The sequence below is a fragment of the Qipengyuania sp. genome, from assembly GCF_964227205.1.
Lineage (GTDB): Bacteria > Pseudomonadota > Alphaproteobacteria > Sphingomonadales > Sphingomonadaceae > Qipengyuania.
In genome coordinates this window covers 246,324-268,905 of record NZ_CAXQVB010000001.1, presented here as the reverse complement: position 1 = coordinate 268,905, position 22,582 = coordinate 246,324, and the positions used below count along the sequence as shown (strand labels likewise).

General features: G+C 65.8%; 23 protein-coding genes and 1 tRNA gene. 17 read left to right on the top strand and 7 right to left on the bottom strand.

The window, feature by feature from the left end:
• Nucleotide 1 precedes the first annotated feature (1 nt).
• A complete protein-coding gene (locus tag ACEQZ0_RS01365; RefSeq protein ID WP_370187603.1) occupies nucleotides 2–154 on the bottom strand; it encodes a hypothetical protein in 153 nt (50 codons plus the stop codon).
• A 167-nt stretch (nucleotides 155–321) separates the two neighbouring features.
• On the opposite strand from ACEQZ0_RS01365, the gene pspF reads away from it, so the two are divergent.
• The 15 genes from pspF to ACEQZ0_RS01290 all read left to right on the top strand — a co-directional run bounded on the left by pspF (nucleotide 322) and on the right by ACEQZ0_RS01290 (nucleotide 15,512).
• Complete coding sequence (gene pspF / locus ACEQZ0_RS01360; RefSeq protein WP_370187601.1) at nucleotides 322–1,344, top strand: phage shock protein operon transcriptional activator; 1,023 nt, start codon at nucleotides 322–324, stop codon at nucleotides 1,342–1,344.
• Nucleotides 1,345–1,378: 34 nt separating this feature from the next.
• Nucleotides 1,379–2,824, top strand: a complete 1,446-nt coding sequence (locus tag ACEQZ0_RS01355; protein ID WP_370187599.1) for an amidohydrolase family protein — start codon at nucleotides 1,379–1,381, stop codon at nucleotides 2,822–2,824.
• Nucleotides 2,825–2,978: 154 nt separating this feature from the next.
• Entirely contained in the window at nucleotides 2,979–3,542 is a 564-nt protein-coding gene (gene rimP, locus ACEQZ0_RS01350; protein ID WP_370187596.1) for a ribosome maturation protein RimP, read from the top strand.
• On the top strand, nucleotides 3,542–5,206 hold the full coding sequence (nusA, locus tag ACEQZ0_RS01345) for a transcription termination factor NusA (RefSeq protein ID WP_370187593.1): 1,665 nt from the start codon (nucleotides 3,542–3,544) through the stop codon (nucleotides 5,204–5,206). Before rimP ends, nusA begins: the two co-directional genes overlap by 1 nt.
• Nucleotides 5,187–5,888 carry a DUF448 domain-containing protein gene (locus tag ACEQZ0_RS01340; protein WP_370187591.1) on the top strand — a complete coding sequence of 234 codons (702 nt, stop codon included), beginning with the start codon at nucleotides 5,187–5,189 and terminating at the stop codon, nucleotides 5,886–5,888. Before nusA ends, ACEQZ0_RS01340 begins: the two co-directional genes overlap by 20 nt.
• Nucleotides 5,889–5,963: 75 nt before the next feature.
• Nucleotides 5,964–8,483, top strand: coding sequence for a translation initiation factor IF-2 (gene infB / locus ACEQZ0_RS01335; RefSeq protein WP_370187588.1), 2,520 nt, complete (start codon nucleotides 5,964–5,966; stop codon nucleotides 8,481–8,483).
• 17 nt (nucleotides 8,484–8,500) lie between these two features.
• Complete coding sequence (locus tag ACEQZ0_RS01330) at nucleotides 8,501–8,932, top strand: PaaI family thioesterase (protein ID WP_370187585.1); 432 nt, start codon at nucleotides 8,501–8,503, stop codon at nucleotides 8,930–8,932.
• Complete coding sequence (locus ACEQZ0_RS01325) at nucleotides 8,929–9,342, top strand: PaaI family thioesterase (RefSeq protein WP_370187582.1); 414 nt, start codon at nucleotides 8,929–8,931, stop codon at nucleotides 9,340–9,342. Before ACEQZ0_RS01330 ends, ACEQZ0_RS01325 begins: the two co-directional genes overlap by 4 nt.
• Nucleotides 9,342–9,743: a 30S ribosome-binding factor RbfA gene (gene rbfA, locus ACEQZ0_RS01320; RefSeq protein WP_370187580.1), complete on the top strand. Its 402-nt coding sequence runs from the start codon at nucleotides 9,342–9,344 to the stop codon at nucleotides 9,741–9,743. Before ACEQZ0_RS01325 ends, rbfA begins: the two co-directional genes overlap by 1 nt.
• Nucleotides 9,744–10,322, top strand: a complete 579-nt coding sequence (locus ACEQZ0_RS01315; protein WP_370187579.1) for a thymidine kinase — start codon at nucleotides 9,744–9,746, stop codon at nucleotides 10,320–10,322.
• Nucleotides 10,323–10,347: 25 nt separating this feature from the next.
• Nucleotides 10,348–11,031 carry a site-2 protease family protein gene (locus ACEQZ0_RS01310; RefSeq protein WP_370187576.1) on the top strand — a complete coding sequence of 228 codons (684 nt, stop codon included), beginning with the start codon at nucleotides 10,348–10,350 and terminating at the stop codon, nucleotides 11,029–11,031.
• On the top strand, nucleotides 11,028–12,026 hold the full coding sequence (truB, locus tag ACEQZ0_RS01305; RefSeq protein ID WP_370187573.1) for a tRNA pseudouridine(55) synthase TruB: 999 nt from the start codon (nucleotides 11,028–11,030) through the stop codon (nucleotides 12,024–12,026). The genes ACEQZ0_RS01310 and truB overlap by 4 nt, the downstream gene beginning before the upstream one ends.
• A 5-nt stretch (nucleotides 12,027–12,031) precedes the next feature.
• The gene (rpsO, locus tag ACEQZ0_RS01300; RefSeq protein ID WP_278322139.1) at nucleotides 12,032–12,301 is read left to right on the top strand and encodes a 30S ribosomal protein S15; all 270 of its coding nucleotides are present in this window, start codon (nucleotides 12,032–12,034) and stop codon (nucleotides 12,299–12,301) included.
• Between the two features lie 173 nt (nucleotides 12,302–12,474).
• Complete coding sequence (pnp, locus tag ACEQZ0_RS01295) at nucleotides 12,475–14,763, top strand: polyribonucleotide nucleotidyltransferase (protein WP_370187569.1); 2,289 nt, start codon at nucleotides 12,475–12,477, stop codon at nucleotides 14,761–14,763.
• A 68-nt stretch (nucleotides 14,764–14,831) separates the two neighbouring features.
• Nucleotides 14,832–15,512: a spermidine synthase gene (locus ACEQZ0_RS01290; RefSeq protein WP_370187566.1), complete on the top strand. Its 681-nt coding sequence runs from the start codon at nucleotides 14,832–14,834 to the stop codon at nucleotides 15,510–15,512.
• 10 nt (nucleotides 15,513–15,522) lie between these two features.
• Here the strand turns inward: ACEQZ0_RS01290 and ACEQZ0_RS01285 are convergent, their stop codons facing one another.
• The 3 genes from ACEQZ0_RS01285 to ACEQZ0_RS01275 all read right to left on the bottom strand — a co-directional run bounded on the left by ACEQZ0_RS01285 (nucleotide 15,523) and on the right by ACEQZ0_RS01275 (nucleotide 18,126).
• Entirely contained in the window at nucleotides 15,523–16,044 is a 522-nt protein-coding gene (locus ACEQZ0_RS01285) for a DUF1993 family protein (RefSeq protein WP_370187563.1), read from the bottom strand.
• 70 nt (nucleotides 16,045–16,114) lie between these two features.
• On the bottom strand, nucleotides 16,115–17,296 hold the full coding sequence (locus tag ACEQZ0_RS01280) for a diguanylate cyclase (RefSeq protein ID WP_370187561.1): 1,182 nt from the start codon (nucleotides 17,294–17,296) through the stop codon (nucleotides 16,115–16,117).
• Nucleotides 17,297–17,448: 152 nt separating this feature from the next.
• The gene (locus tag ACEQZ0_RS01275; protein WP_370187558.1) at nucleotides 17,449–18,126 is read right to left on the bottom strand and encodes a GcrA family cell cycle regulator; all 678 of its coding nucleotides are present in this window, start codon (nucleotides 18,124–18,126) and stop codon (nucleotides 17,449–17,451) included.
• Nucleotides 18,127–18,198: 72 nt separating this feature from the next.
• Between ACEQZ0_RS01275 and ACEQZ0_RS01270 the strand changes: the two genes are divergently transcribed.
• Entirely contained in the window at nucleotides 18,199–19,104 is a 906-nt protein-coding gene (locus ACEQZ0_RS01270; RefSeq protein WP_370187555.1) for an ABC transporter permease, read from the top strand.
• A 13-nt stretch (nucleotides 19,105–19,117) separates the two neighbouring features.
• On the opposite strand, the gene hspQ is transcribed toward ACEQZ0_RS01270, so the two are convergent.
• Nucleotides 19,118–19,498: a heat shock protein HspQ gene (gene hspQ, locus ACEQZ0_RS01265; RefSeq protein ID WP_370187552.1), complete on the bottom strand. Its 381-nt coding sequence runs from the start codon at nucleotides 19,496–19,498 to the stop codon at nucleotides 19,118–19,120.
• A 162-nt stretch (nucleotides 19,499–19,660) separates the two neighbouring features.
• On the opposite strand from hspQ, the gene ACEQZ0_RS01260 reads away from it, so the two are divergent.
• Nucleotides 19,661–19,750 (top strand) — tRNA-Ser (locus ACEQZ0_RS01260).
• A gap of 167 nt (nucleotides 19,751–19,917) precedes the next feature.
• Here the strand turns inward: ACEQZ0_RS01260 and ACEQZ0_RS01255 are convergent.
• A complete protein-coding gene (locus tag ACEQZ0_RS01255) occupies nucleotides 19,918–21,183 on the bottom strand; it encodes an amidohydrolase family protein (RefSeq protein WP_370187548.1) in 1,266 nt (421 codons plus the stop codon).
• Nucleotides 21,180–22,577: a M20/M25/M40 family metallo-hydrolase gene (locus ACEQZ0_RS01250; RefSeq protein ID WP_370187545.1), complete on the bottom strand. Its 1,398-nt coding sequence runs from the start codon at nucleotides 22,575–22,577 to the stop codon at nucleotides 21,180–21,182. Before ACEQZ0_RS01250 ends, ACEQZ0_RS01255 begins: the two co-directional genes overlap by 4 nt.
• Nucleotides 22,578–22,582 lie beyond the last annotated feature (5 nt).

Genomic DNA, 22,582 nt, shown 5'->3' with positions numbered 1-22,582 from the left:
GTCATGCGATCTCGACCTGTTCGTAGGTGGCCAGCGCCGGGTTGGGGGCGGTTACCGCGATCTGCGTGCTCAGCAGGACGAAGGTGACCATCGCCGCAGTGCTGGCAATGGCGGCCTGTCCGAGCTGGCTGCGGAAGAAATTGCGGTTGTACATCTGGGCTACCTCCCTCGGGGCCATCTGGCCGATTGCTGTTGTCCCATGTTCAGCAAGCGCCATGCCAAACCCGAAAAACGGGAGAATTCCTTGGGTCTTTGGTTTTTCGACCAACGATATGTTGGTTTCTGTTGCCAAGTATCGGGAAAAATTCCTATCTCTTGGCCATGGAGAGGGAAAATCAGTTCATCGGCCAGTCGGGCGCCTTTCTCGACGCGGTCGAGCGCGCCAGCCGCGCTGCGCCGATGCGCCGCCCGGTGCTGGTCATCGGCGAGCGCGGGACCGGCAAGGAACTGATTGCCGAACGCCTCCATCGTCTCTCCACCCGCTGGGACGAACCCCTGGTGATCATGAACTGCGCCGCGTTGCCCGAAACGCTGATCGAGGCCGAGCTTTTCGGGCACGAGGCGGGTGCCTTCACCGGTGCTACCAGAACGCGCGCCGGACGGTTCGAGGAAGCCGACAAGGGGACGCTATTTCTCGACGAACTGGGCACATTGTCGATGGGCGCGCAGGAGCGGCTGCTGCGCGCGGTCGAATATGGCGAGGTCACCCGCATCGGTGCGAGTCGCCCGATCCGCGTCGATGTCCGCATTGTCGCCGCCACCAACGAAGACCTTCCGGCCAAGGCCGAGCGCGGGGATTTTCGCGCCGATTTGCTCGACCGGCTGAGCTTCGAGGTCATTACGCTTCCGCCCTTGCGCGTGCGCGAGGGCGACGTCGAGGTCCTGTCCGACTATTTCGGCCGCCGCATGGCCGCCGAACTCGGCTGGGAGGGCTGGCCCGGCTTTGCCCCGCATGTCGCCGAACAGCTCGAAAAGCATGACTGGCCGGGAAATGTGCGCGAATTGCGCAATGTGGTCGAGCGTGCGATCTACCGCTGGGACGACTGGAGCCAGCCGATCGGGCATGTCGTATTCGATCCCTTCGACAGCCCGTGGAAGCCGGCCAGCCCACCCTCGCGCCAGGCCGAGGCGCCCGTTCCCCGTGCGGCGGTGGCTCCCCAAGGGCCCGATTTCGAGAGCATCGACGATCTGCGCGCCGCGGTCGACGCGCACGAGCGCGCGATCGTCGAATTCGCGCTCGGCAAGCATCGCTGGAACCAGCGCCAGACCGCCAAGGCGCTGGGGCTGACCTACGACCAGCTGCGCCACTGCATCAAGAAGCACGCCTTGACCGACGACGACTGACGCGGCACCTGCGCCCGGCAACCGGGGGGAAGCCATGACGATCCGCAACATCCGCCGCCTGGCCACGGCGCTGGGCCTGTGCCTGACCGCGCCGCTGCTGGCCGCCGCGCCGCAGGGGCCGGGCCCACTGCGCATCGAGGGAGTGCGGCTGGTCGATCCCGCGCGGTCCGCCGAGGCCCCTGCCGAGGACGCGGTGCTGGTGATCGAGGCGGGGACCATCGTGTATGCCGGGCCCGCCACCTCGGCCCCCGAAGTGTCCGGGGCCCGGGTCGTCGACGGCGAGGGTCTGAGCGCCATCCCCGGCCTCGTCGACATGCATGTCCACGTCTGGGACCGGGCGTCGCGGGGCGCTTACCTGGCCTCGGGGATTACCACGGTACGCAACATGTCGGGCATGCCCTTTCATCTCGCGCTCGCGCAGCGCATCGAGCAGGGCGAGGTCGACGGGCCGCATTTGCTGACGACCGGGCCGATCCTCAACAGCCCGGGACCCAACCAGCAGATCAATCATCAGCTGGTGGGCGCGGCTGCGGAAGCCAAGGCGGCCGTCGCGGCGCAGGATGCAGCGGGATACCAGCGGATCAAGGTCTATTCGAACCTCACCCGCGAGGCCTACGAGGCGGTTCGCGACGAGGCGGCGGCGCGCGGCATGCGCGTGGCGGGCCATACGCCGGAAGGGAGGCGAGCGCCCGGCATTCCGCAGGATCGCCCCTTTGCGATAGGATTCGACGAGATCCTCGACGATGGCTTCGAGACGATCGAGCATGTCGAGTCGATCGTCTGGCATGGATTGCGCGATCGCCGCGATCCGGTGGCCGCCCGGCGACTGGCGCAACGCATCGCCGCTGCCGGCGTCCCGGTCACTCCCACGCTGGTCGCGCATCGCAACCTAGCCCGCGTCGCCGCGACCGACGGCGCCTATGCCCGTCGCCCGGGAACCGAAAAGCTCAATCCGGTGACGCAGCGCACCGAGGCGGGCCATATTGCAGCCTGGGCGGCGCGCGATCCCGCGCAGGAAGAGGAAGCGGCGGCATTCTACCAGCAGTTCACTCGAATACTCGATCAGGCGGGTGTTCTGCTGGTGGCCGGCAGCGATGCAGGCATCTTCACCAATATTCCCGGCGTCTCGTTGCATGATGAATTCGACCAGCTGGCCGAAGCCGGGTTTTCGCCGGTGAAGATCATCGCCATGGCGACGCATAATGCCGCGGTTGCGCTGGGGCAGGGCAATCAGAGCGGGTGCCTCGCCAGCGACTGCATTGCGGATATCGTCTTCTATGCCTGCGATCCGTTGGCCGATGTCACCTGCCTGAGGCATCCCGAGGCCGTGGTCCGTTCGGGCCGCTGGTTGTCTCGCGAACGGCTTGCGGAGCTGGATGCCGCCGCGTCGCAGCACGATCCGGGGCGCACCATTGCTAATCTCGTCGAGGGCATGGCCGCGCAGGGAACCCCGATCGATCCGGCGATGCTGGGACAATAGCGCGCGATCGCCTCTTGCCTTTCGCGGGACTCGCGCCTATCTGCCTCTCCATCCCGACATTGTCGCGACACTGGAGGGGCTGGCGCCGCGAGGGGCCGGCCGCAAAGACCTGTCGCAACCGCAGTGTCGTATGGGACCTGTAATTGGAGACCGAATGGCCGATCTTGCACGCTTGACCGAAGTGATCGAACCCGAGGCGCAGGCGCTCGGCTTCGAGCTCGTGCGCGTCAAGATGATGCCCTCCGAAGCCGGTGACGGCGGCGAGGCGCTGCAGATCATGGCCGAGGACCCTGCTACCGGCCAGCTGGTCATTGACCAATGCGCCGCGCTCTCGCGCCGCGTTTCGGACCGTATCGACGCACTCGAGGAGCAGGGCGAGGTGCTGATCGACGGCGCCTATCACCTCGAGGTGTCGAGCCCCGGCATCGATCGCCCGCTGACCCGTGCGAAGGATTTCGCCGATTGGGCGGGGCACGAAACGAAGATCTCGATGACCAAGGGCTGGGATGGCCAGCGCAACTTGCGCGGGCTTCTCAAGGGCATCGATGGCGATATGGTCACTATCGACGACCGCAAGGCGGGCGAGGTATCCGTTCCCCGCGACCAGATCCATTCGGCGCAGCTCGTCCTTACCGACGCGCTGATCGCCGCCACCCAGCCGCTCGATACGAGCGGTGCCGACGAAATCGTCGAAACTGAAGAGAAGGCAGACGACTGATGGCCAGTGCCATTTCCGCCAACAAGGCTGAACTCCTCGCGATCGCCAATTCGGTCGCTTCGGAAAAGATGATCGACAAGGCCATCGTCATCGAGGCGATGGAAGAAGCGATCCAGAAGTCCGCCCGCAACCGCTACGGCGCGGAAAACGACATCCGGGCCAAGCTCGACCCGCAGACCGGCGACCTGCGCCTGTGGCGCGTCGTCGAGGTGGTCGAGGAAGTAGAGGACTACTTCAAGCAGGTCGACCTCAAGGCAGCCGCCAAGCTCGACGCCAATGCCAAGGTCGGCGACTTCATCGTCGATCCGCTGCCGCCGGTCGATCTCGGCCGCATCGACGCGCAGAGCGCCAAGCAGGTGATCTTCCAGAAGGTCCGCGATGCCGAACGCGAGCGGCAGTACGAGGAATTCAAGGACCGCGCGGGCGAAGTCATCACCGGCGTGATCAAGTCGGTCGAATTCGGCCATGTGATCGTCAACCTCGGCCGTGCAGAAGGCGTCATCCGCCGGGACCAGCAGATCCCGCGCGAGGCCGCCCGCGTCGGCGAGCGCGTCCGCGCGCTGATCACCAAGGTCGAGCGCAACAATCGCGGCCCGCAGATCTTCCTCAGCCGTGCGCATCCCGACTTCATGAAGAAGCTGTTCGCGCAGGAAGTGCCCGAAATCTACGACGGCATCATCGAGATCAAGGCCGCTGCCCGCGACCCGGGCAGCCGCGCCAAGATCGGCGTGATCAGCCACGATTCCAGCATCGATCCGGTCGGCGCCTGCGTCGGCATGAAGGGCAGCCGCGTCCAGGCCGTGGTGCAGGAGCTGCAGGGCGAGAAGATCGACATCATTCCCTGGTCGGAAGATGGCGCGACCTTCATCGTCAACGCGCTCCAGCCGGCTACCGTCAGCCGCGTCGTGCTCGACGAGGAAGACGGGCGCATCGAAGTCGTCGTTCCCGATGACCAGCTGTCGCTCGCGATCGGTCGCCGCGGCCAGAACGTGCGTCTCGCCAGCCAGCTGACCGGCAACCAGATCGACATCATGACCGAGGAAGAAGCCTCGGAGAAGCGCCAGAAGGAATTCGCCGAGCGCTCGAAGATGTTCGAAGAGGAACTCGATGTCGACGAAACGCTGTCGCAGCTGCTCGTCGCCGAAGGCTTCGCCGAGCTCGAGGAAGTCGCCTATGTCGAACTCGACGAACTGGCGAGCATCGAGGGCTTCGACGAGGAACTCGCCGAGGAACTCCAGAGCCGTGCGCTCGAAGCGATCGAGCGCCAGGAAGCTGCGCATCGCGAGGCGCGCCGCGAACTGGGTGTGGAGGACGATCTTGCCGAGCTGCCGCATCTCACCGAGGCCATGCTGGTCACGCTGGGCAAGGCGGGCATCAAGACGCTCGACGATCTCGCCGATCTCGCGACCGACGAACTGATCCAGAAGAAGCGCGAAGCTCCGCGCCGCCGCAACAATGCCGATGGCCCGCCGATGCGGCGCCCTTCGGTGCGCGAGCAGGACAAGGGCGGCGTGCTGGGCGAATACGGTCTGACCGAAGAGCAGGGCAACGAGATCATCATGGCTGCCCGCGCACACTGGTTCGACGACGAAGAGGAAGCTCCGGCAACCGATGCCGGTGATGCCGACACGCAGGAGGCCGCCGATGCGGACTCCACCCAATGAGCGCCTGAGCCCCGACATCGCTGACACGCCCAAGGCCCGGAAAGCTTCCGGGCCCGCCAAGGGCTGCCCTGAACGCCGCTGCATTCTTTCGGGCGAGACGGCCCCGCGCGAAACGCTCGTGCGGCTGGTTGCCTCGCCCGCAGGCCTCGTGCTGCCCGACGCGCAGGAAAAGGCGCCCGGTCGCGGTGCATGGATCGGCGTTACGCGCGGCCAGCTTGTCGAGGCCCAGGCCAAGGGCAGGCTGAAGGGCGCGCTCGCGCGGGCCTTCAAGACCGGCGATCTCGAACTGCCCGAAAACCTGCCGCAAATGGTCGAGGATGCGTTGACCCGCGTCCTGCTCGACCGGCTGGGGCTCGAAATGCGCGTCGGAAGCCTTATCTTGGGGACGCAGCGCATTGCCGAGGCGGCACGCGGCGGGGCCGTGGCGCTGCTGCTGCATGCCCGCGATGCGAGCGAGGACGGCCGCAAGAAGCTAGACCAGGCCTGGCGCGTGGGACGCGAGGCGGAAGGGTCGGGCGAACGCGGGCTCGAACTGCCTCTGGACCGGAACGCTTTGTCTGTGGCATTGGGCCGCGACAATGTCGTCCATCTGGCCGTTGCGGGCTCCGGGGCCGATGATGCTGCGGCCGCGAGGGTGATGAAGCCCCTGACGCGCCTCATGCACTATCTGGGGCAGGCTTAGCCGACCAACGAAGGCCGCGCTTGCGCGCGGGCCGGATGACGAATTGAACGATACGAAGAAGAGAAACGAGCAAGAATGAGCGACGACGACAAGAAACCAGCCCGCAAACCGCTGACCCTGAAGGGCGCGCAGCCGGGCGAGGTCAAGCAGACCTTCAGCCACGGCCGCACCAACAAGGTCGCGGTCGAGGTGAAGCGCCGCCGCAAGCTCGTGAAGCCCGGCGAGACCCCGCCTCCGCCGCCTCCGGAGCCCAAGGTCGAGGCCGCGCCCGCTCCGGCGCCTGCGCCCGCAGCCAAGCCTGCCGCGCCCAAGAAACCCGCGCCCGCCGGGGAAACCCCGCAGGAACGCGTCGCCCGCCTCCAGCGCGAAGCCGAGGAAGATCGCCTGCGGCTGGCCGAGGAAGCGCGCAAGCGCGAGGAAGAGCAGGCCAAGCAGGCCGCCGAGGACGAGAAGAAGCGCGCCGAGGAGAACAAGAAGGCCGAAGCCGAGGCCGCCAAGAAGGCCAAGGAAGACGCCAAGAAGGCGGTGCAAGCTCCCGCCGAGGAAGCTCCTGCCGAGGAAGCTCCTGCCGAAGATACCGGCAGTGCCACGCCGGCCCCGGCCCCGCGTCGCTTCACGCCCGTCGCGCGTCCCGAGCCGAAGAAGCCCGAGCGCAAGAAGAAGGAAGACAAGCCCGCGCGCGGCGCCGAGACTTCGGACAAGCGTCGTTCTGGCAAGCTTTCGGTCAAGAAGGCCCTCAACGAGGACGAAGGCCGCCGTGCGCGCAGCCTCGCCGCGCTCAAGCGTGCGCGTGAAAAGGAGCGCCGCATGCAGGGCGGCGGCTCGAGCAAGCCGCGCGAGAAACAGGTCCGCGACGTCGTCGTCCCCGAGGCGATCACGGTCGGCGAGCTGGCCAAGCGCATGGGCGAGAAGGGCGCCGACCTCGTCAAGGAACTGTTCAATCTCGACATGATGGTCACCGTCAACCAGACGATCGACCAGGATACGGCGGAGCTGCTCGTCGAACAGTTCGGCCACCGCATCGAGAAGGTGTCCGAAGCCGATGTCGATATTTCGGCCGAACAGGATGTCGATCCCGAAGAGACGCTCAAGCCGCGTCCGCCGGTGGTCACCATCATGGGCCATGTCGACCACGGCAAAACCAGCCTGCTCGACGCGCTGCGCGGCGCCAATGTCGTGAAGGGCGAAGCTGGCGGCATCACCCAGCACATCGGCAGCTATCAGGTGAAGACGAAGGGCGGCGACGCGATCACCTTCCTCGATACGCCGGGCCACGCTGCCTTTACCCAGATGCGCCAGCGCGGCGCCAACATCACCGATATCGTGGTGCTGGTGGTCGCTGCCGATGACGGCATCATGCCGCAGACGATCGAGGCCATCAATCACACCAAGGCGGCTGGCGTCCCGATGATCGTGGCGATCAACAAGATGGACAAGCCCGAAGCCGATCCGGACAATGTCCGCACGCGCCTGCTCGAGCACGAGATCATCGTCGAGAAGATGTCGGGCGATGTGCAGGACGTCGAGATCTCGGCCAAGACCAAGGCCGGGCTCGACGATTTGCTCGACAAGATCGCGCTGCAGGCCGAACTGCTCGAACTGAAAGCCAACCCCGACCGCATGGCCGAAGCGACCGTGATCGAGGCGCAGCTCGACAAGGGCCGCGGCCCCGTCGCGACCGTGCTCGTTACCCGCGGCACGCTCAAGCGCGGCGACACCTTCGTCGTCGGGACCGAAAGCGGCCGTGTCCGTGCGATCGTCAACGACCAGGGCAAGCAGATCAAGGAAGCCGGCCCCTCGATGCCGGTCGAGGTCCTCGGCCTCGGCGGCGTGCCGAGCGCCGGCGATACGCTGACCGTGGTCGAGAACGAGCAGCGTGCCCGCGAAGTCGCGGCATACCGCCAGGAAAAGGCGACCGAAAAGCGCACCGCACTCGCGCCGACCAGTTTCGACACGATGTTCAACAACCTCGCGTCGAACGTCATCGAATTCCCGGTGCTGGTGAAGGCCGACGTGCAAGGCTCGGTCGAAGCGATCACCACCGCGCTGCACAACCTTTCGAACGACGATATCAAAGTCCGCGTGCTGCACGCGGGCGTGGGTGCGATCACCGAAAGCGACGTGCAGCTGGCCGCGGCCTCGAAGGCACCGATCATCGGCTTCAACGTCCGCCCCAACGCCAAGGCGCGCGAGCTGGTCAAGCGCGATGGCGTGGAGATGAAGTATTACGACGTCATCTACCACCTGACCGAGGAAATCGCGAAGGAGATGGCAGGCGAACTGGGTCCGGAGCGGATCGAACACGTCGTCGGCCGTGCCGCGGTCAAGGAAGTGTTCCGTTCGGGCAAGAAGGACAAGGCCGCCGGCCTGCTGGTCGAGGAAGGCGTCATCCGCAAGGGGCTGCACGCACGCCTCACGCGCGACGACGTCATCGTCTCGGCTACCACCATCGCCAGCCTGCGTCGCTTCAAGGACGATGTCGACGAGGTCCGCACGGGTCTCGAATGCGGTGTGGTCCTCGCCGACACCAACGACATCCAGCCGGGCGACCAGCTCGAGGTCTTCGAAGTCGAGGAGCGTGAGCGCACGCTGTAAGCAGGGGCTGAGGACGCATGGCGAGGATCTACGAACGCAGGCGCTCGCCATCGTCCGAGCTGATGGGCAGCGAGTTCGTCTCTTTCGACGCAGAAAAGGGCGAACTCACCTGTCGCTATACCCCGCCGCCGAGCTTCGCATCTCCGCGCGGCGCGGTGCAGGGCGGGTTGATCGCGGGGTTCCTCGACGAGGTCATGGGCGGCGCGCTGCTCGCGGTGACCGAGGCGCGTTTCGGCGCAGCCGATCAGCGTCTCCCGCTCAATCTCGACATGAACCTCACTTTCCTGCGCATGGTCCCGATGGAAACCATCACCGCCAAGGGGCGCGTGGTGAAGGTGGGCAAGCGCGTGGCCTTCCTCGAGGGTGAACTGCTCGACCGGGAGGATAATGTGCTGGCCCGCGCAACCTCCAGCGCCATCCCGACACCCGTACCGGGAGTGAACGATTGACCGACCCCAAGCATGCTCTCGGCCATGCCCATGCCGACTTGATGGGCGTTGCCTTCGAGAGCTTCGACAAGGAGCGCGAGGAGATCACCTTGCGCTTTCACGCGCCTGACAGCTTCATCACCCCGCGTGGGAGCGTGCAGGGCGGACTCGTCGCGGGCTTCCTCGACGAGGTGATGGGCTGGGCGCATGTCTGGGCCACCGACCAGGCCGAAGCGCCGCTCAACCTCGAAATCTCGATGAGCCTCCTGAAGCCCGTGCGCGCCGGTCCGCTGGTGGGCAAGGGCCGCGTCGTGCGTCGCGGGCGCAAGGTCATCTTCCTCGAAGGCGAGCTGTTCGACGAGACCGGCACTTTGCTTGCTCGCTCGACCAGCACCGCGATCCCGACACCGCGTCCGACCGGAGAAAACTGATGGCCAAGCACCAGCAATCCACCCCCGAGCAACAGTCGGTCCGCGTCCTCAAGGTGGGCGAGCGCGTGCGCCATATCCTGTCCGAACTGCTCGCGCGCGGCGAGGCGCATGACGAGGTCCTCTCGGCGAGCAATATCGCGGTCACCGAAGTACGCATGACGCCCGACCTGCGCAATGCGAAAGCCTATGTGAAGCCGCTGCTGGGCGAGGACGAGGGCGTGGTGCTCAAGGCGCTGCGGACCAATACCGCCTTCTTCCAGAAGGAGGTCGCGCAGCGGCTGGGCCTCAAATTCGCGCCGCGGCTCAACTTCCAGCCCGACGAGAGCTTCGACGAGGCCGATCGGATCGAGCGCTTGCTCAACGATCCCAAGGTCGCCCGCGATCTCGACGCAGAGGACTGAGTGGCCAAGCTCTATTTCTACTATGCCAGCATGAATGCGGGGAAGAGCAGCACGTTGCTGCAGGCCGCCTTCAACTACGGCGAACGCGGCATGCGCGTGTCGCTGTGGACGGCCGCGCTCGACGACCGGCCCGGTTTCGGGGCGATCTCGAGCCGCATCGGCCTTTCCAGCGATGCGCATCGCTACGAGGCGGACACCGATATCGAGGCGCGCGTGCTGGCCGACCATGCCGAGGACCCCATCGCCTGCGTGCTGGTCGACGAGGCGCAGTTCCTGACCGACGACCAGGTATGGCAATTGGCGCGGCTGGCCGACGACGCGGGCATCCCGGTGCTCTGCTATGGCCTCCGGACCGATTTCCAGGGCGCGCTCTTTCCCGGATCGGCGGCGCTGCTCGGCATTGCCGATTCGCTGGTCGAGATGAAGGCCGTGTGCGACTGTGGACGCAAGGCGACGATGAACCTGCGCGTCGATGCCGAGGGCAGGGCGGTGAGCGAAGGCGCGCAGACCGAGATCGGCGGCAACGATCGCTATGTCGCCATGTGCCGCAAGCATTTCCGCGAAGCGCTGGCGGGCTGACACCGCGCTCCCTATCTAGCCCGCCATGACCGAAACGCTTCTCCTCGCGGTGATCCTGATCCCCTGCCTGATCGTCGCCATCGTCTTCCACGAGGTTGCGCATGGCTGGACGGCGCTAGCGCTGGGCGATCCGACGGCCCGCGAACAGCGGCGCCTGTCGCTCAATCCGCTGCGCCACGTCGACCCAGTCGGCACGCTGCTGGTGCCCGGTGCGCTGGCGCTGTTCGGCGGCCCTGTGTTCGGCTGGGCCAAGCCCGTGCCGGTCAATGCCCGGCGGCTCGACAATCCGCGCTACGGGATGATGCTGGTCGCAGCTGCCGGTCCGGCAACGAACATCCTGCTCGCCTTCATCGCTGCCGTCCTCGTCGGCGTGTTGCTGGGAGTCAGCGGAACGTCGATGCCCGACTGGGCGATGACCGCATTTGCCAGCTTCATCATGATCAATGCCTTCCTGGCCTTCTTCAATCTGCTGCCGATCCCGCCATTCGACGGGTCGCATATTGTCGGCGGCCTATTGCCCCGCAGCATGGCCGCGCAGTGGCAGAAGCTGCAGCAGCTCGGCATGGTGCTGATCATCGTGCTCGTCGCCGCGACCTGGGCCTTCCCCGACAGCGGCATCGTCGAACATGTGGTGTGGCCGCCGGTGCAGTGGATCGTGATGCATTTCTTCGGCCTCGCCGACAACGTCGCGCGGATCGTCGCCGGATGAGCGACCCGAAACCCGCACCCCACGGCTGGCTGGTACTCGACAAGCCGCGTGGGCTCGGCTCGACGCAGGCGGTTTCGGCGGTCAAGCGTGTGCTGCGCCAGAACGGCTATGCCAGGACCAAGGTCGGTCACGGCGGCACGCTCGATCCGCTTGCCGAAGGCGTCCTGCCGATCGCGCTGGGCGAGGCGACGAAGCTCGCCGGGCGCATGCTCGACAGCGACAAGATCTACGCCTTCACCATCCAGTTCGGCGAGGAGACCGACACGCTCGATGCCGAGGGCGAGGTGATCGAGCGCAGCGACCGCCGCCCGCCGATGGCCGCCATCGCTGCCGTGCTCGATCATTTCACCGGCGATATCGAGCAGGTCCCGCCGGCCTATTCGGCCGTGAAGATCGACGGCAAGCGGGCATATGACCGCGCGCGGGCGGGGGAAGAGGTGACAATGAAGACCCGCGCGGTGACAATCCACTCGCTCGGTTTCCCGGGCGAGCGCGAGGATGCCGAACTGCGCTCGACCTTCGCCACCACCGCCGGACGGCCCGACCCCTACGATCCGCAGGCTCCGCTCGAACTGGCCGACAGCGTGACGCTCGTCGCGCATGTGTCGAAGGGAACCTACATCCGAAGCCTTGCACGGGACATCGCGCACTCGCTTGGAAGCGTGGGGCACGTCACCTATCTCAGGCGCATCAAGGCCGGCCCGTTCCGCGAGGAACAGGCGATTTCGCTGGACAAACTGGAGAAACAAGCTAAGGGCGCGGCCATCGAAAACCTCCTCCTGCCGCTCGAGGCGGGGCTGGACGACATCCCGGCCTTGCAACTCGATCCCGACAGCGCGCAGGCGGTCCGCCAGGGCCGGGTATTGTCGGGGCTGCCCCATGCCGACGGGCTCCACCTTGCGACGCTGCACGATGTGCCGGTGGCCTTGATGGAACTCAGCGGAGGCACGGCCAGGGTCGTGCGGGGTTTCAACCTACCGGATGTCGCGGAGTAAATGTAATGTCGGTTACCGCCGAGAAAAAAGCCGAGATCATCAAGGACAACGCCGTCGCCAAGGGCGACACCGGTTCGCCCGAAGTCCAGGTCGCGATCCTGACCGAGCGCATCCGCAACCTGACCGAGCACTTCAAGTCCAACCACAAGGACAACCACTCGCGCCGGGGCCTCCTGATGATGGTCAACAAGCGCCGCAACCTGCTCGCCTATCTCAAGAAGAAAGACGTCGAGCGGTACAATGCGCTGATCCAGAAGCTGGGTCTTCGCAAGTAAGAGTTTCTCGAAGGGGCGGCTCAGGTCGCCCCTTCGTTTATCCGGCATCCGCGCAATCCGGCGCGGAAGCGGAAAATGGAGGCGAGAAACGCCTCGAACCGGACCGGGACGGCATACCCGGCACTGTAGGCCCCGCCCGGCAATCAGGCCCGGCGGGTTCATAAGGAAACTTCATGTTCGACACGAAAACCGTATCGCTGGAGTGGGGCGGAAAGACCCTCACTCTGGAAACCGGCCGCATTGCCCGTCAGGCTGACGGCGCGGTCCTCGCCACCTATGGCGAAACCGTCGTTCTGTGTGCGGTCACTGCCGCCAAGAGCGTCAAGGAAGGCCAGGACTTCTTCCCCCTGACCGTCCACTACCAGGAAAAATTCTCTTCGGCCGGCCGTATCCCGGGTGGCTTCTTCAAGCGCGAGCGCGGTGCGACCGAGAAGGAAACGCTCACCAGCCGCCTGATCGACCGCCCGGTCCGCCCGCTGTTCCCCGAAGGTTTCTACAACGAAATCAATGTTATCGCGCAGGTGTTCAGCTATGATGGCGAATGCGAGCCCGATGTGCTGGCGATGATCGCCGCCTCGGCCGCGCTGACCATTTCGGGTGTCCCCTTCATGGGCCCGATCGGCGCCTGCCGCGTCGGCTTCAAGGATGGCGAATACATCCTCAATCCGAAGCAGGCCACCGCGCTGGCCGATGACGGCCGCCTCGACCTCGTCGTCGCCGCCACCGGCGATGCCGTGATGATGGTGGAATCGGAAGCCAAGGAACTGACCGAAGCCGAAATGCTCGGTGCGGTGGCCTTCGCCCACGACAACATCCGCCCGGTCGTCAACGCGATCATCGACCTCGCCGAACAGGCCGCCAAGGAGCCTTGGGACGTCGCCTCGCAGGACGGCAACGACGATATGAAGTCGGCCATCAAGGCGATGGTCGGCAAGGATATCGCCGAAGCCTACAAGCTGACCGACAAGTCGGCCCGCTCAGACGCGCTCAATGCCGCGCGCGACAAGGTCAAGGCGCATTATGCCAGCGACGAGTTCGACGGCCAGGCGCGCATGACCGCGATCAAGCTGACCAAGAAGCTCGAAGCCGAAATCGTCCGCGGCGCCATCCTCAAGGACGGTACCCGCATCGACGGCCGCAAGCTCGACCAGGTTCGCCCGATCGAGGCGATGGTCGGCGTGCTGCCGCGTGCGCACGGCTCCTCGCTCTTCACTCGCGGTGAAACGCAGGCGCTGTGCTCGACCACGCTCGGCACCAAGGACAGCGAGCAGATGATCGACGGCCTCGAAGGCCTGTCGTACGAACGCTTCATGCTGCACTACAACTTCCCGCCCTATTCGGTCGGTGAAGTGGGCCGCTTCGGCGCCCCGTCGCGTCGCGATACCGGCCACGGCAAGCTCGCCTGGCGCGCGCTGCACAACGTGCTGCCGACGCATGAGGACTTCCCCTACACGATCCGCGTCCTGTCGGACATCACCGAGTCGAACGGCTCGAGCTCGATGGCGACGATCTGCGGTGGCTGTCTGTCGATGATGGACGCCGGCGTTCCGATCGAGCGCCCGGTGTCGGGCATCGCCATGGGCCTGATCCTCGAAGGCAGCGACTTCGCTGTCCTGTCGGACATCCTCGGCGACGAGGACCACCTCGGCGACATGGACTTCAAGGTTGCCGGCACCGAGGCGGGCATCACCACAATGCAGATGGACATCAAGGTTGCCGGCATCACGCAGGAAATCATGTCCAAGGCGCTCGAGCAGGCGAAGGCCGGCCGTGCGCACATCCTGGGTGAGATGAACAAGGCACTGACCGGTTCGCGCACCGAGGTTTCGAAGCATGCTCCGCGCATCGAGACGATCCAGATCGACAAGTCGAAGATCCGTGACGTCATCGGCACCGGCGGCAAGGTGATCCGCGAGATCGTCGCCGAAACCGGCGCCAAGGTCGACATCGACGACGAAGGCGTGATCAAGATCAGCTCGTCCGACAGCGCCCAGATCGAAGCCGCCAAGGCCTGGATCCAGGGCATCGTCGAAGAGCCCGAGGTCGGCAAGATCTACAACGGCAAGGTCGTCAACATCGTCGACTTCGGTGCCTTCGTGAACTTCATGGGCGGCAAGGACGGTCTCGTCCACGTCAGCGAAATGAAGAACGAGCGCGTCGAGAAGCCGACCGACGTCGTGTCGGAAGGCCAGGAAGTGAAGGTCAAGGTCCTCGAGATCGACCAGCGCGGCAAGGTCCGCCTGTCGATGCGCGTGGTCGACCAGGAAACCGGCGAAGAGCTGGAAGACACCCGTCCGCCGCGCGAACCGCGCGGTGACCGTGGCCCGCGTGGCGACCGTGGCGGCGACCGCCGCGGCGGCCGTGGCGGTCGTGGTGGCGATCGCGATCGTGGCCCGCGCCGCGACCGTGGCGACCGCGACGGCGGTGGCGAAGCCCACGTGCCCGACTTCCTGAAGGACTGATCCTTCGCCAATCGGTAACGGAGGGGTCGCAGGTCCGCCTGCGGCCCCTTTGCTTTGGAGACCCTGCCATGCTGCCCCGCGAAACCCTGGCTACCGCTGACATCCCCGATGGCGAGACGCTGACGCTTGTCAGCCACGGGCGCGATTTCCTCATCATGCTCGGCCGCGACGAGCTGATGGGCACGCGGATGCAGTTTTCGGAGGAGCAGCTTGCGGTGTTGACTCTGGCCGAGCTCGATGCAGCGCGCCCGCGCGTTCTGATCGGCGGCTATGGCATGGGCTTCACCTATCGTGCGGCGCTTGCCCATGTGCCCGAGGGCGGCTCGGTGACGGTGGCGGAGATCGTCCCCGAAATCCTCGAATGGGCCGAAGGGCCGCTCGCGCACCTCACCGGCGACAGCCTCGCCGATCCGCGCGGGCAGGTCGTGATCTGCGACGTCGCGGCTTTGATCGACGATGCCAATGACGGGACCACCGACAAATACGATGCGATCCTGCTCGATGTCGACAACGGCCCCGACGGGATCGTGCGCGACGCCAATTACCGCATCTATTCGAAGACCGGACTGGGCAAGGCGCGCGACGCGCTCAGGCCCGGCGGTATCCTCGCCGTGTGGTCGGCGGCGCCCGACCACAAATTCACCGCGCGGCTGAAGGAAAGCGGCTTCGACGTCGAGGTGCGCGAAGTACGCGCGCGGCCCAACAACAAGGGCCCGCGCCACACGATCTGGTTCGCCCGCAAGCGCTAGGCGCCGCGCGTCAGGTCTTGATCCTTACGCGGCCCATGAAGTCGCGCTTGCCCACCGGCACGCCCTTCATCCGCAGGATGTCGTAGGCGGTGGCGCAGTGGAAATAGAAATTGGGCTGGCTGAAGCTGAGCAGGAAATCCTCGGCGGTGAAATCCATGCGCGAATCCTTGAATTCGAAGCGCATCGGCTGGCCGATGAATGCTTCCATCTCCTCCTCGCTCAGCGCTTCCATCGCCGCGACCGCTCCGGCCAGCTTGGCGCGCAGGTCATCGAAACTCGTCGGTGGTGGGTTGAGGTCGGGCGAATAGACGCCCTTGCGCACGCCCTCGATCGATCCCTGCGTATGTTCGGCCACGCATTTCACCTGATAACACCAGGGCAGCATGTCCTCGTAAATCCGCGCGCCGATAAAATCGGCGTGTTCGCTGCCCTGCTCGGCACACCATTTCTCCGCCGTATCGACCAGATGCTCTGCGGTGCCGAGCATTTGCAGCGCGCTCGGGACATAGGCGGCGTGAAGCGAAATCGGCATGGCTGTGTTTCCCTTTCGGCGTGGGGCGACCGGGCGGCGCGCAGGCGCCTGGCCCGCTGTTGCCACGAGGTCAGGCGCTGCGCAACGCCTGCGGGCCGATCGTTCCCGCTCCGGAATATACCAGCAGCCGGTCGCGCCCTTCCGCCTTGGCGGCATAGAGGGCCAGATCGGCCTTCTTGATCGCGGCGTCGAGCGTGTCTTCCGCAGCGATTTCCGCAAGACCGGCGCTGGCAGTCACCGGGAACGGTACCTTGGGGACACGTTCGAGGACCGAGATCGTGATCCGCCGACGGATGTTTTCGGCCAGCCTTTCCCAGTTCGCCCCGTAGAGCAGCGCGACGAATTCCTCGCCGCCGTGGCGGGCGGGAAAGACGTTCTGGTGCTTGAGCCCGCGGGCCACCGCACACAGGACCTCGTCGCCGACATCGTGACCGAGCATGTCGTTGATCCGCTTGAAATGATCGCAGTCGATCACGGCCACGCCCATCGGTCTACCACGTTTCGGATCGGAGAACCCCTCGACCAGCCCGCGTCGATTGGCGATCTGTGTCAGTGGATCGATGGCGTTGGCCCGCTTGGCTTCCTGCATTCCTTCGCGCGCCTCGTCCCGCTCGCGCTGGGCCCGGACAAGGCCGTCGCCAATGCCCGTCGCGGTGACCACGAACTCGATCGAGAAGGCGATCAGCATGGCTTCCGCGTAAAACGGCATCGGTTCGTTACGGACGATTTCGAAATGGAAGGCGATGAAGCCGGTGGCGAGGGCTGGCGCCCAGGCAAGCGTCTGGAAGGTGGCGGCCCGGCTCCCCGCACGCACGGCATTGATCAGCCCGGTCACGAGGACCATGACCAGGCCGAACAGGATCAGATCGTGGAACCAGTCGAGCTGACGCGAGCCGGCGAACCTGGCCGCAAACAGCGACAGCAGCACGCCAGCCGGAAACATCAGCCACAGCATCAGCCGCGTCTTTTTCAGCCCGGATTCGTTCCCGACATACGTGGCAAGCAGGGGGCCGGTCACCGCGACCATGAGATCGGTGGCGGACACGCGGGCGGCATGCCACTGTGCGGCTGTCCGGAATAGGTCGGTCGCGACGGGTTCGAAGGTGAGCGCCACCAGGCCGATGGCCGCACAGCGGGCAACCAGCCACAGCAGGTACTGTTGCCGCATGACGATGGCGAGCGACAGCGCCGAGGTGGCAAACACCACGACAAGCGCCATGAACGCGCCGAAGATGATGTTGGGCCAGTCCACGCCTTCGGTCCCCCTTTCCCGGCCCCAACCTGGCCGAATGCGCACGCTGGCACCCTGCCCGCCTGTCGCAGGGTCAACCGCTGTGCTCTGTTTTGGTGCCGCCGCAAAATATTGCTGACGGCGGGAGCGACCCGATGGTTGTCAGTCCATCGTCAGCGCACCCGCGGGCCGCCAAACGGCAGCGGCGGAGGGGGACGGCGCGCACCGCGCGGCAGCTGTGCCTGATAGGCCCGGCCGCAATGTTCGACGCAATAGGGGAAGCCGGGGTTCACGGCCTCGCCACAGAAATGGAAATCGGGTTCGCCCGGGTGGCCCATCGGCCAGCGACAGACCTTGTCCGACAAGTCGAGCAGGCTGGTCTTGTCGGCGATCTCGGGGCTCGGCTTGGCCGGCACCAGCCGGCGCGGCGGCGCGGGCGGGATCGGGGCCTGCTGGTCGCCAGGGCCCTGGCGCAGGAAGCCGCCGGGCCCGACCGAGACGATCTTGGGGAGATCGGCATTCTTGTTGGGCAGCGGCTGCGAGGGAATTGCCGAATCCGCCTTGGGGGCGGGTGCGGCTGCGGGCTTGGCGGGCGCAGGCGCAGGAGCCTTGGCGGCGGGTTTTGCGACCTTCTTCGCGACCGGCTTGGGCGCGGCGGGCTTGGGCTTGGGTGCGGGCTTCTTCTCGTTCGCCTTGACCGGCGAGGGACGCGACTTGAGGCCGAGGCGATGCGCCTTGCCGATCACGGCATTGCGGCTGACGCCGCCCAGTTCGTCGGCGATCTGGCTGGCGGTCGAGCCGCCTTCCCACATTTTCTTCAGCGTTGCGATCCGTTCGTCGGTCCAGCTCATTGCGCAGTCCTGTTAGTCGTGTCTCGACGCCGCGGCTTGCATGCCGTGGCGCTTGGGCCTAGTCGCGCCCCCATGGTCGATCAAGCCCAGCCCGCATCGCCCGGTAGCGATCACCCGGACGCATCCTTCATCGAAGAAAATGCCGGAGGGAAGGGCCGGTTTCCGCCGCGGGGGCGCCCGGTGATCCGCGGGATCAACGGGATAGGCCTGTGGAGCCTCTATATGAAGGAGGTGCGCCGGTTTCTCAAGGTCCAGACGCAGACAATCTGGGCTCCGGCGGTCACCACACTGCTTTTTCTTGTGATCTTCTCGGTCGCGCTCGGTCGCGGCGGGCGCGAAGTGCTGGGAGTCGGCTTCCCGACCTTCGTCGCGCCGGGGCTGATCGCGATGGCGATGATGCAGAATGCTTTCGCCAATTCCTCCTTTTCGCTGCTCTCGGGCAAGATCCAGGGGACGATCATCGACCTGCTGATGCCGCCGCTGTCGGAAGGCGAGCTGATGGCGGGAATCGTCGGTGCGGCGATGACGCGGGCGGTGGCGGTCGGCTTCGTCGTTGCCGGCGCGATGTTGCTCTATCCCGGCGTCAGTCTCGCCATGGCGCACCCCTGGGCGGTGGTGTGGTTTGGGCTGATGGGCGCCGCTATGCTGTCGCTCCTCGGCCTGCTGGCGTCGATCTGGGCGGAAAAATTCGACCATAATGCCGCGGTGACCAATTTCGTCATCGCACCGCTGGCGATGCTGTCGGGCACGTTCTATGTGATCGACCGGCTCGCCCCCGCCTTTCAGGCGATCAGCCACGCGAACCCGTTCTTCTACGTGATTTCGGGCTTCAGGTACGGGTTTCTTGGCCAAAGCGATATCGGTGACGGCGGCGCCGGCGCGGTGGCGCTGGCCGGTGCGGGCCTGCTGGTGCTGAACGCGCTGATCGCGTTCGGCGCCTATGCGCTGCTCAGATCGGGCTGGAAGATCAAGAACTGAGCGTGTCGGGCGCTCAGTGCGTCATGCTCCGCCGCAGGCGGTAGCGGCCGTTTTCGAAATGCTCGAAATACTGGTGCACATCGGGGTGCGAGACCGGTCCGGAAACCGAGTCCGTCACCAGGTTCTGCTGGCTGACATAGGCGACATAGTCGCTCTCGTCGCTTTCGGCGAGCAGGTGGTAGAAGGGCTGGTTGCGATCGGGCCGGATGTCCTCGGGGATCGCCTCGTACCATTCGTCGCTATTGGCGAAGACCGGGTCGATATCGAAGATGACCCCGCGGAAATCGAACACACGGTGTTTGACCACGTCGCCGATGGCGAAGCGGCTCTTGACGCGGCGCGGGGCATCGATGGTGCGACCGGCCTGGGCGGAGAAATACTGTGCTCGTTCCATGGGAAGCAAGGATATGGGGCCTTGCGGCCGGCTTACAATGGGGGCGACGAGATGTTCCCCCGAATTCTCGTGAAAAGGGGCTTGGCAAGGCGGGGGTGCTCGGCTAATCGGCGCGCCTCGCTTCGACCGGGGCCCTGGCCCGCAAGCGCACCCGACATATGCGGAGAGGTGGCAGAGTGGTCGAATGCGCCGCACTCGAAATGCGGTATACGGGCAACCGTATCGAGGGTTCGAATCCCTCCCTCTCCGCCACGGGCCCCTGCCGGCAAGCATGGGCCGGGGGCGGATATGCGAGCGGCTGAGAACCCTCAGGGTCGGACTCGGAGGCGCGAAAGCGCCGGAGAGGGCCGAAGCGAAGCGAAGGCCAATCCCTCCCTCTCCGCCACGGGGGCCCCTGCCGGCCCGACCCAACGTCCCACTTAGCGGACCAGCACGCCGCCCTTCATCACATGGGTGACGTCTTCGAGCGCGGTGACGTCCTCCAGCGGATTTGCTGCGACCGCGATCAGGTCGGCGAATTTGCCCGGCGCGATCGATCCCAGCTCGTCCTCCTGCCCGATCACCGTGGCGGCATTCAGCGTCGCCGCGCGGATCGCTTGTTCGGGAGTCATGCCATTGGCCACCATATAGGCGAACTGGCGCGCGTTGAGGCCGTGCGGATAGACCCCGGCGTCGCTCCCGAAGGCAAGCGGCACGCCCAGCTCGACCGCGCGGCGGAAATTGTCGCGCTGGATCTGCGTGGTCTCGCGATTCTTGCGCAGATATTCCTCGGGCCAGCCCTCGCGCGTGCCGACTTCGTCGATCCAGTCGCCGTTGAAGACGTCCATCACCAGCCAGACGCCGTGATCACGCGCCATGCGCAGGCCTTCCTCGTCGATCAGGCTGGCATGTTCGATGCTGCGCACGCCGGCGCGGATGGCGTTCCTGATTCCTTCGGCGCCATGCGCGTGTGCGGTCGCGTAGGAACCATGCGCCCTGGCGACTGCAACGGCAGCGCGCATCTCGTCCTCGGTGACCTCGGGTTCGCCGGGTTCGGTGCCGATGGCGAGCACCGCGCCGGTGGCGATGATCTTGAGGAAATCGACCCCGTGGGCGAACAGGAACTCGGCCCGTTCGGCCGCTTCCGCCGGGCTGGTCAGCACGCCCAACCGCATGTCGGCGGGCAGTTGGTCGTTGGCGATCACGCCGTTCAGCTCGCCGCCGCCACCCGGATGCGTCAAATAGGCACCGGCAACGACCATGCGCGGCCCGGGGACGAGCCCGCGATCGATCGCGTCCCGCAGCGCAACGTCGGTGAGCCCGCGATAGGTGCCCACGTCGCGCACGGTGGTGAAGCCCGCCTCGAGCGTGATCCTGGCATTGCGCGCTCCGGTGAGGGCGGACAGTTGCGGCGAGGTCTTGAGCGGCAGCGCGAGATCGGCATCCTGCCCGGCGTCGGCGAGATGGGTGTGCAGGTCGATGAGGCCGGGGAGGACGGTGTAGGCCGACCAGTCGATCCGTTCGGCCCCCTCGGGGGTAGCACCGCAGGCCTCGACGCGCGCGATGCGTTCGCCTTCGACAAGGATGCATTGTCCGCTCGCGATCGTGCCATGCGCGACATCGAGCAGCCCGCCCGTCTCGACATAGAGCGATCCCGCCGAGGCAGGTGCGGCGATCAGCGCGGCGGCGAGTGCGAGCGCCTTCACTTCGACGCCAGCTCGGTCAGCAGCACGTGGTAGTAGTCGATACTTCTGGCGATATTGGTGACCGGCACGCGCTCGTTGAGCCCGTGGGCATAGCCGTCGCTGTCTTTCATGAAGGTGCCGCTGGCCCCGTAGCTGGGCACGCCCAGCGCGCGGTACCACATCGAATCCGATGCGCCCGAGGCCTGCGAGGCGATGATCGGGACATTGCCGAAAGAGGCGCGGATCGCCTTGGTCGCGGCATCGACGAATGTCTTGTCGTAGGGCGAGGCATCGGCCTCGGTGACATATTCGGAATTGATCTCCTCGATCGTCAGCGCCGGCTCGTCGGCGACCTCTTTCAGCTCGGCGATGATCGAGGCTTTCGAGTGCCCTGGAAAGATGCGGCAATTGACATAGCCGGTGGCGCGCTGGGGCAGGGCATTGAGAGCATGGCCGCCGTCGATCATGGTAGGCACGCAAGTGGTGCCGATTGAACCAATTGTGGCGGGATTTGCGCGCAGTACGGCGATCGCTGCCTTGTCCTTGGGGTCCTTGGCGAAGGCGCGCATGGCGGCGGCGAGCAGCGGATCCCCTTCGAAATCGGCCGCCTTGGAAAAATAGTCGCGGGTTATGTCGTTGACTTCGGGGGTGAAGCGATAGGCACCGATCCGCGCCAAGGCAGCCGATAGCTGCGCGATGGCATTGGTGTCCGTCGGTGCCGAGCTGTGGCCACCAGGGTTCGTCACCTCGAGCTTGAAGTCGCCATAGGTCTTCTCGGCCCCCTGCCAGACCCAGTATGCGGGCTTGCCGGTCGCCTCGTCGAGGACGCCCGAATTGCCGTCGACATTGAGCACGAGCTTGGCGTGCTTCAGTTTCTCGGCGATCATCTTGGAGGTGATCATCGTGGTCTCTTCATCGCCCGAATAGGCGATCACGATGCTGCGCTTCGGCTTGAAGCCCTGCTGGCGCAGCAGGATGGTGGCGACCATCGCCTGCACCGCGTCGAACTTTGTATCGCTCGAACCGCGGCCGTAGAGCATGCCGTCCTCGACCACGGCGGTGAAGGGATCGCGTTCCCAGTCCTCGGGCTTGGCTTCGACCACGTCCATATGGGCGGAGATGACGATCGGGCCGAGCGCGGGATCGCTGCCCGGCCATGTGGCGATCAGATAGGCGGTGTCGTCGACCGGGACGATTTCGATATCGTCGGCCGACCAGCCACCTTTCAGCAGAGTTTCGCGGAAGAGTTCGGCGACCTTGCCCGTCTCGTTGCCTTCGCCGCGCACCGAACGGAATCCGATCGCCTCCTTCGAAAGGTCGATGACTTCCTGCACGGCCGCCGGAGTGCTCTTTGCAGACACGGGAGCGGCGGTGGCAAGGGCAAGCAGGCTCGCGGCGATCAGGCTGGTACGCATTCGGA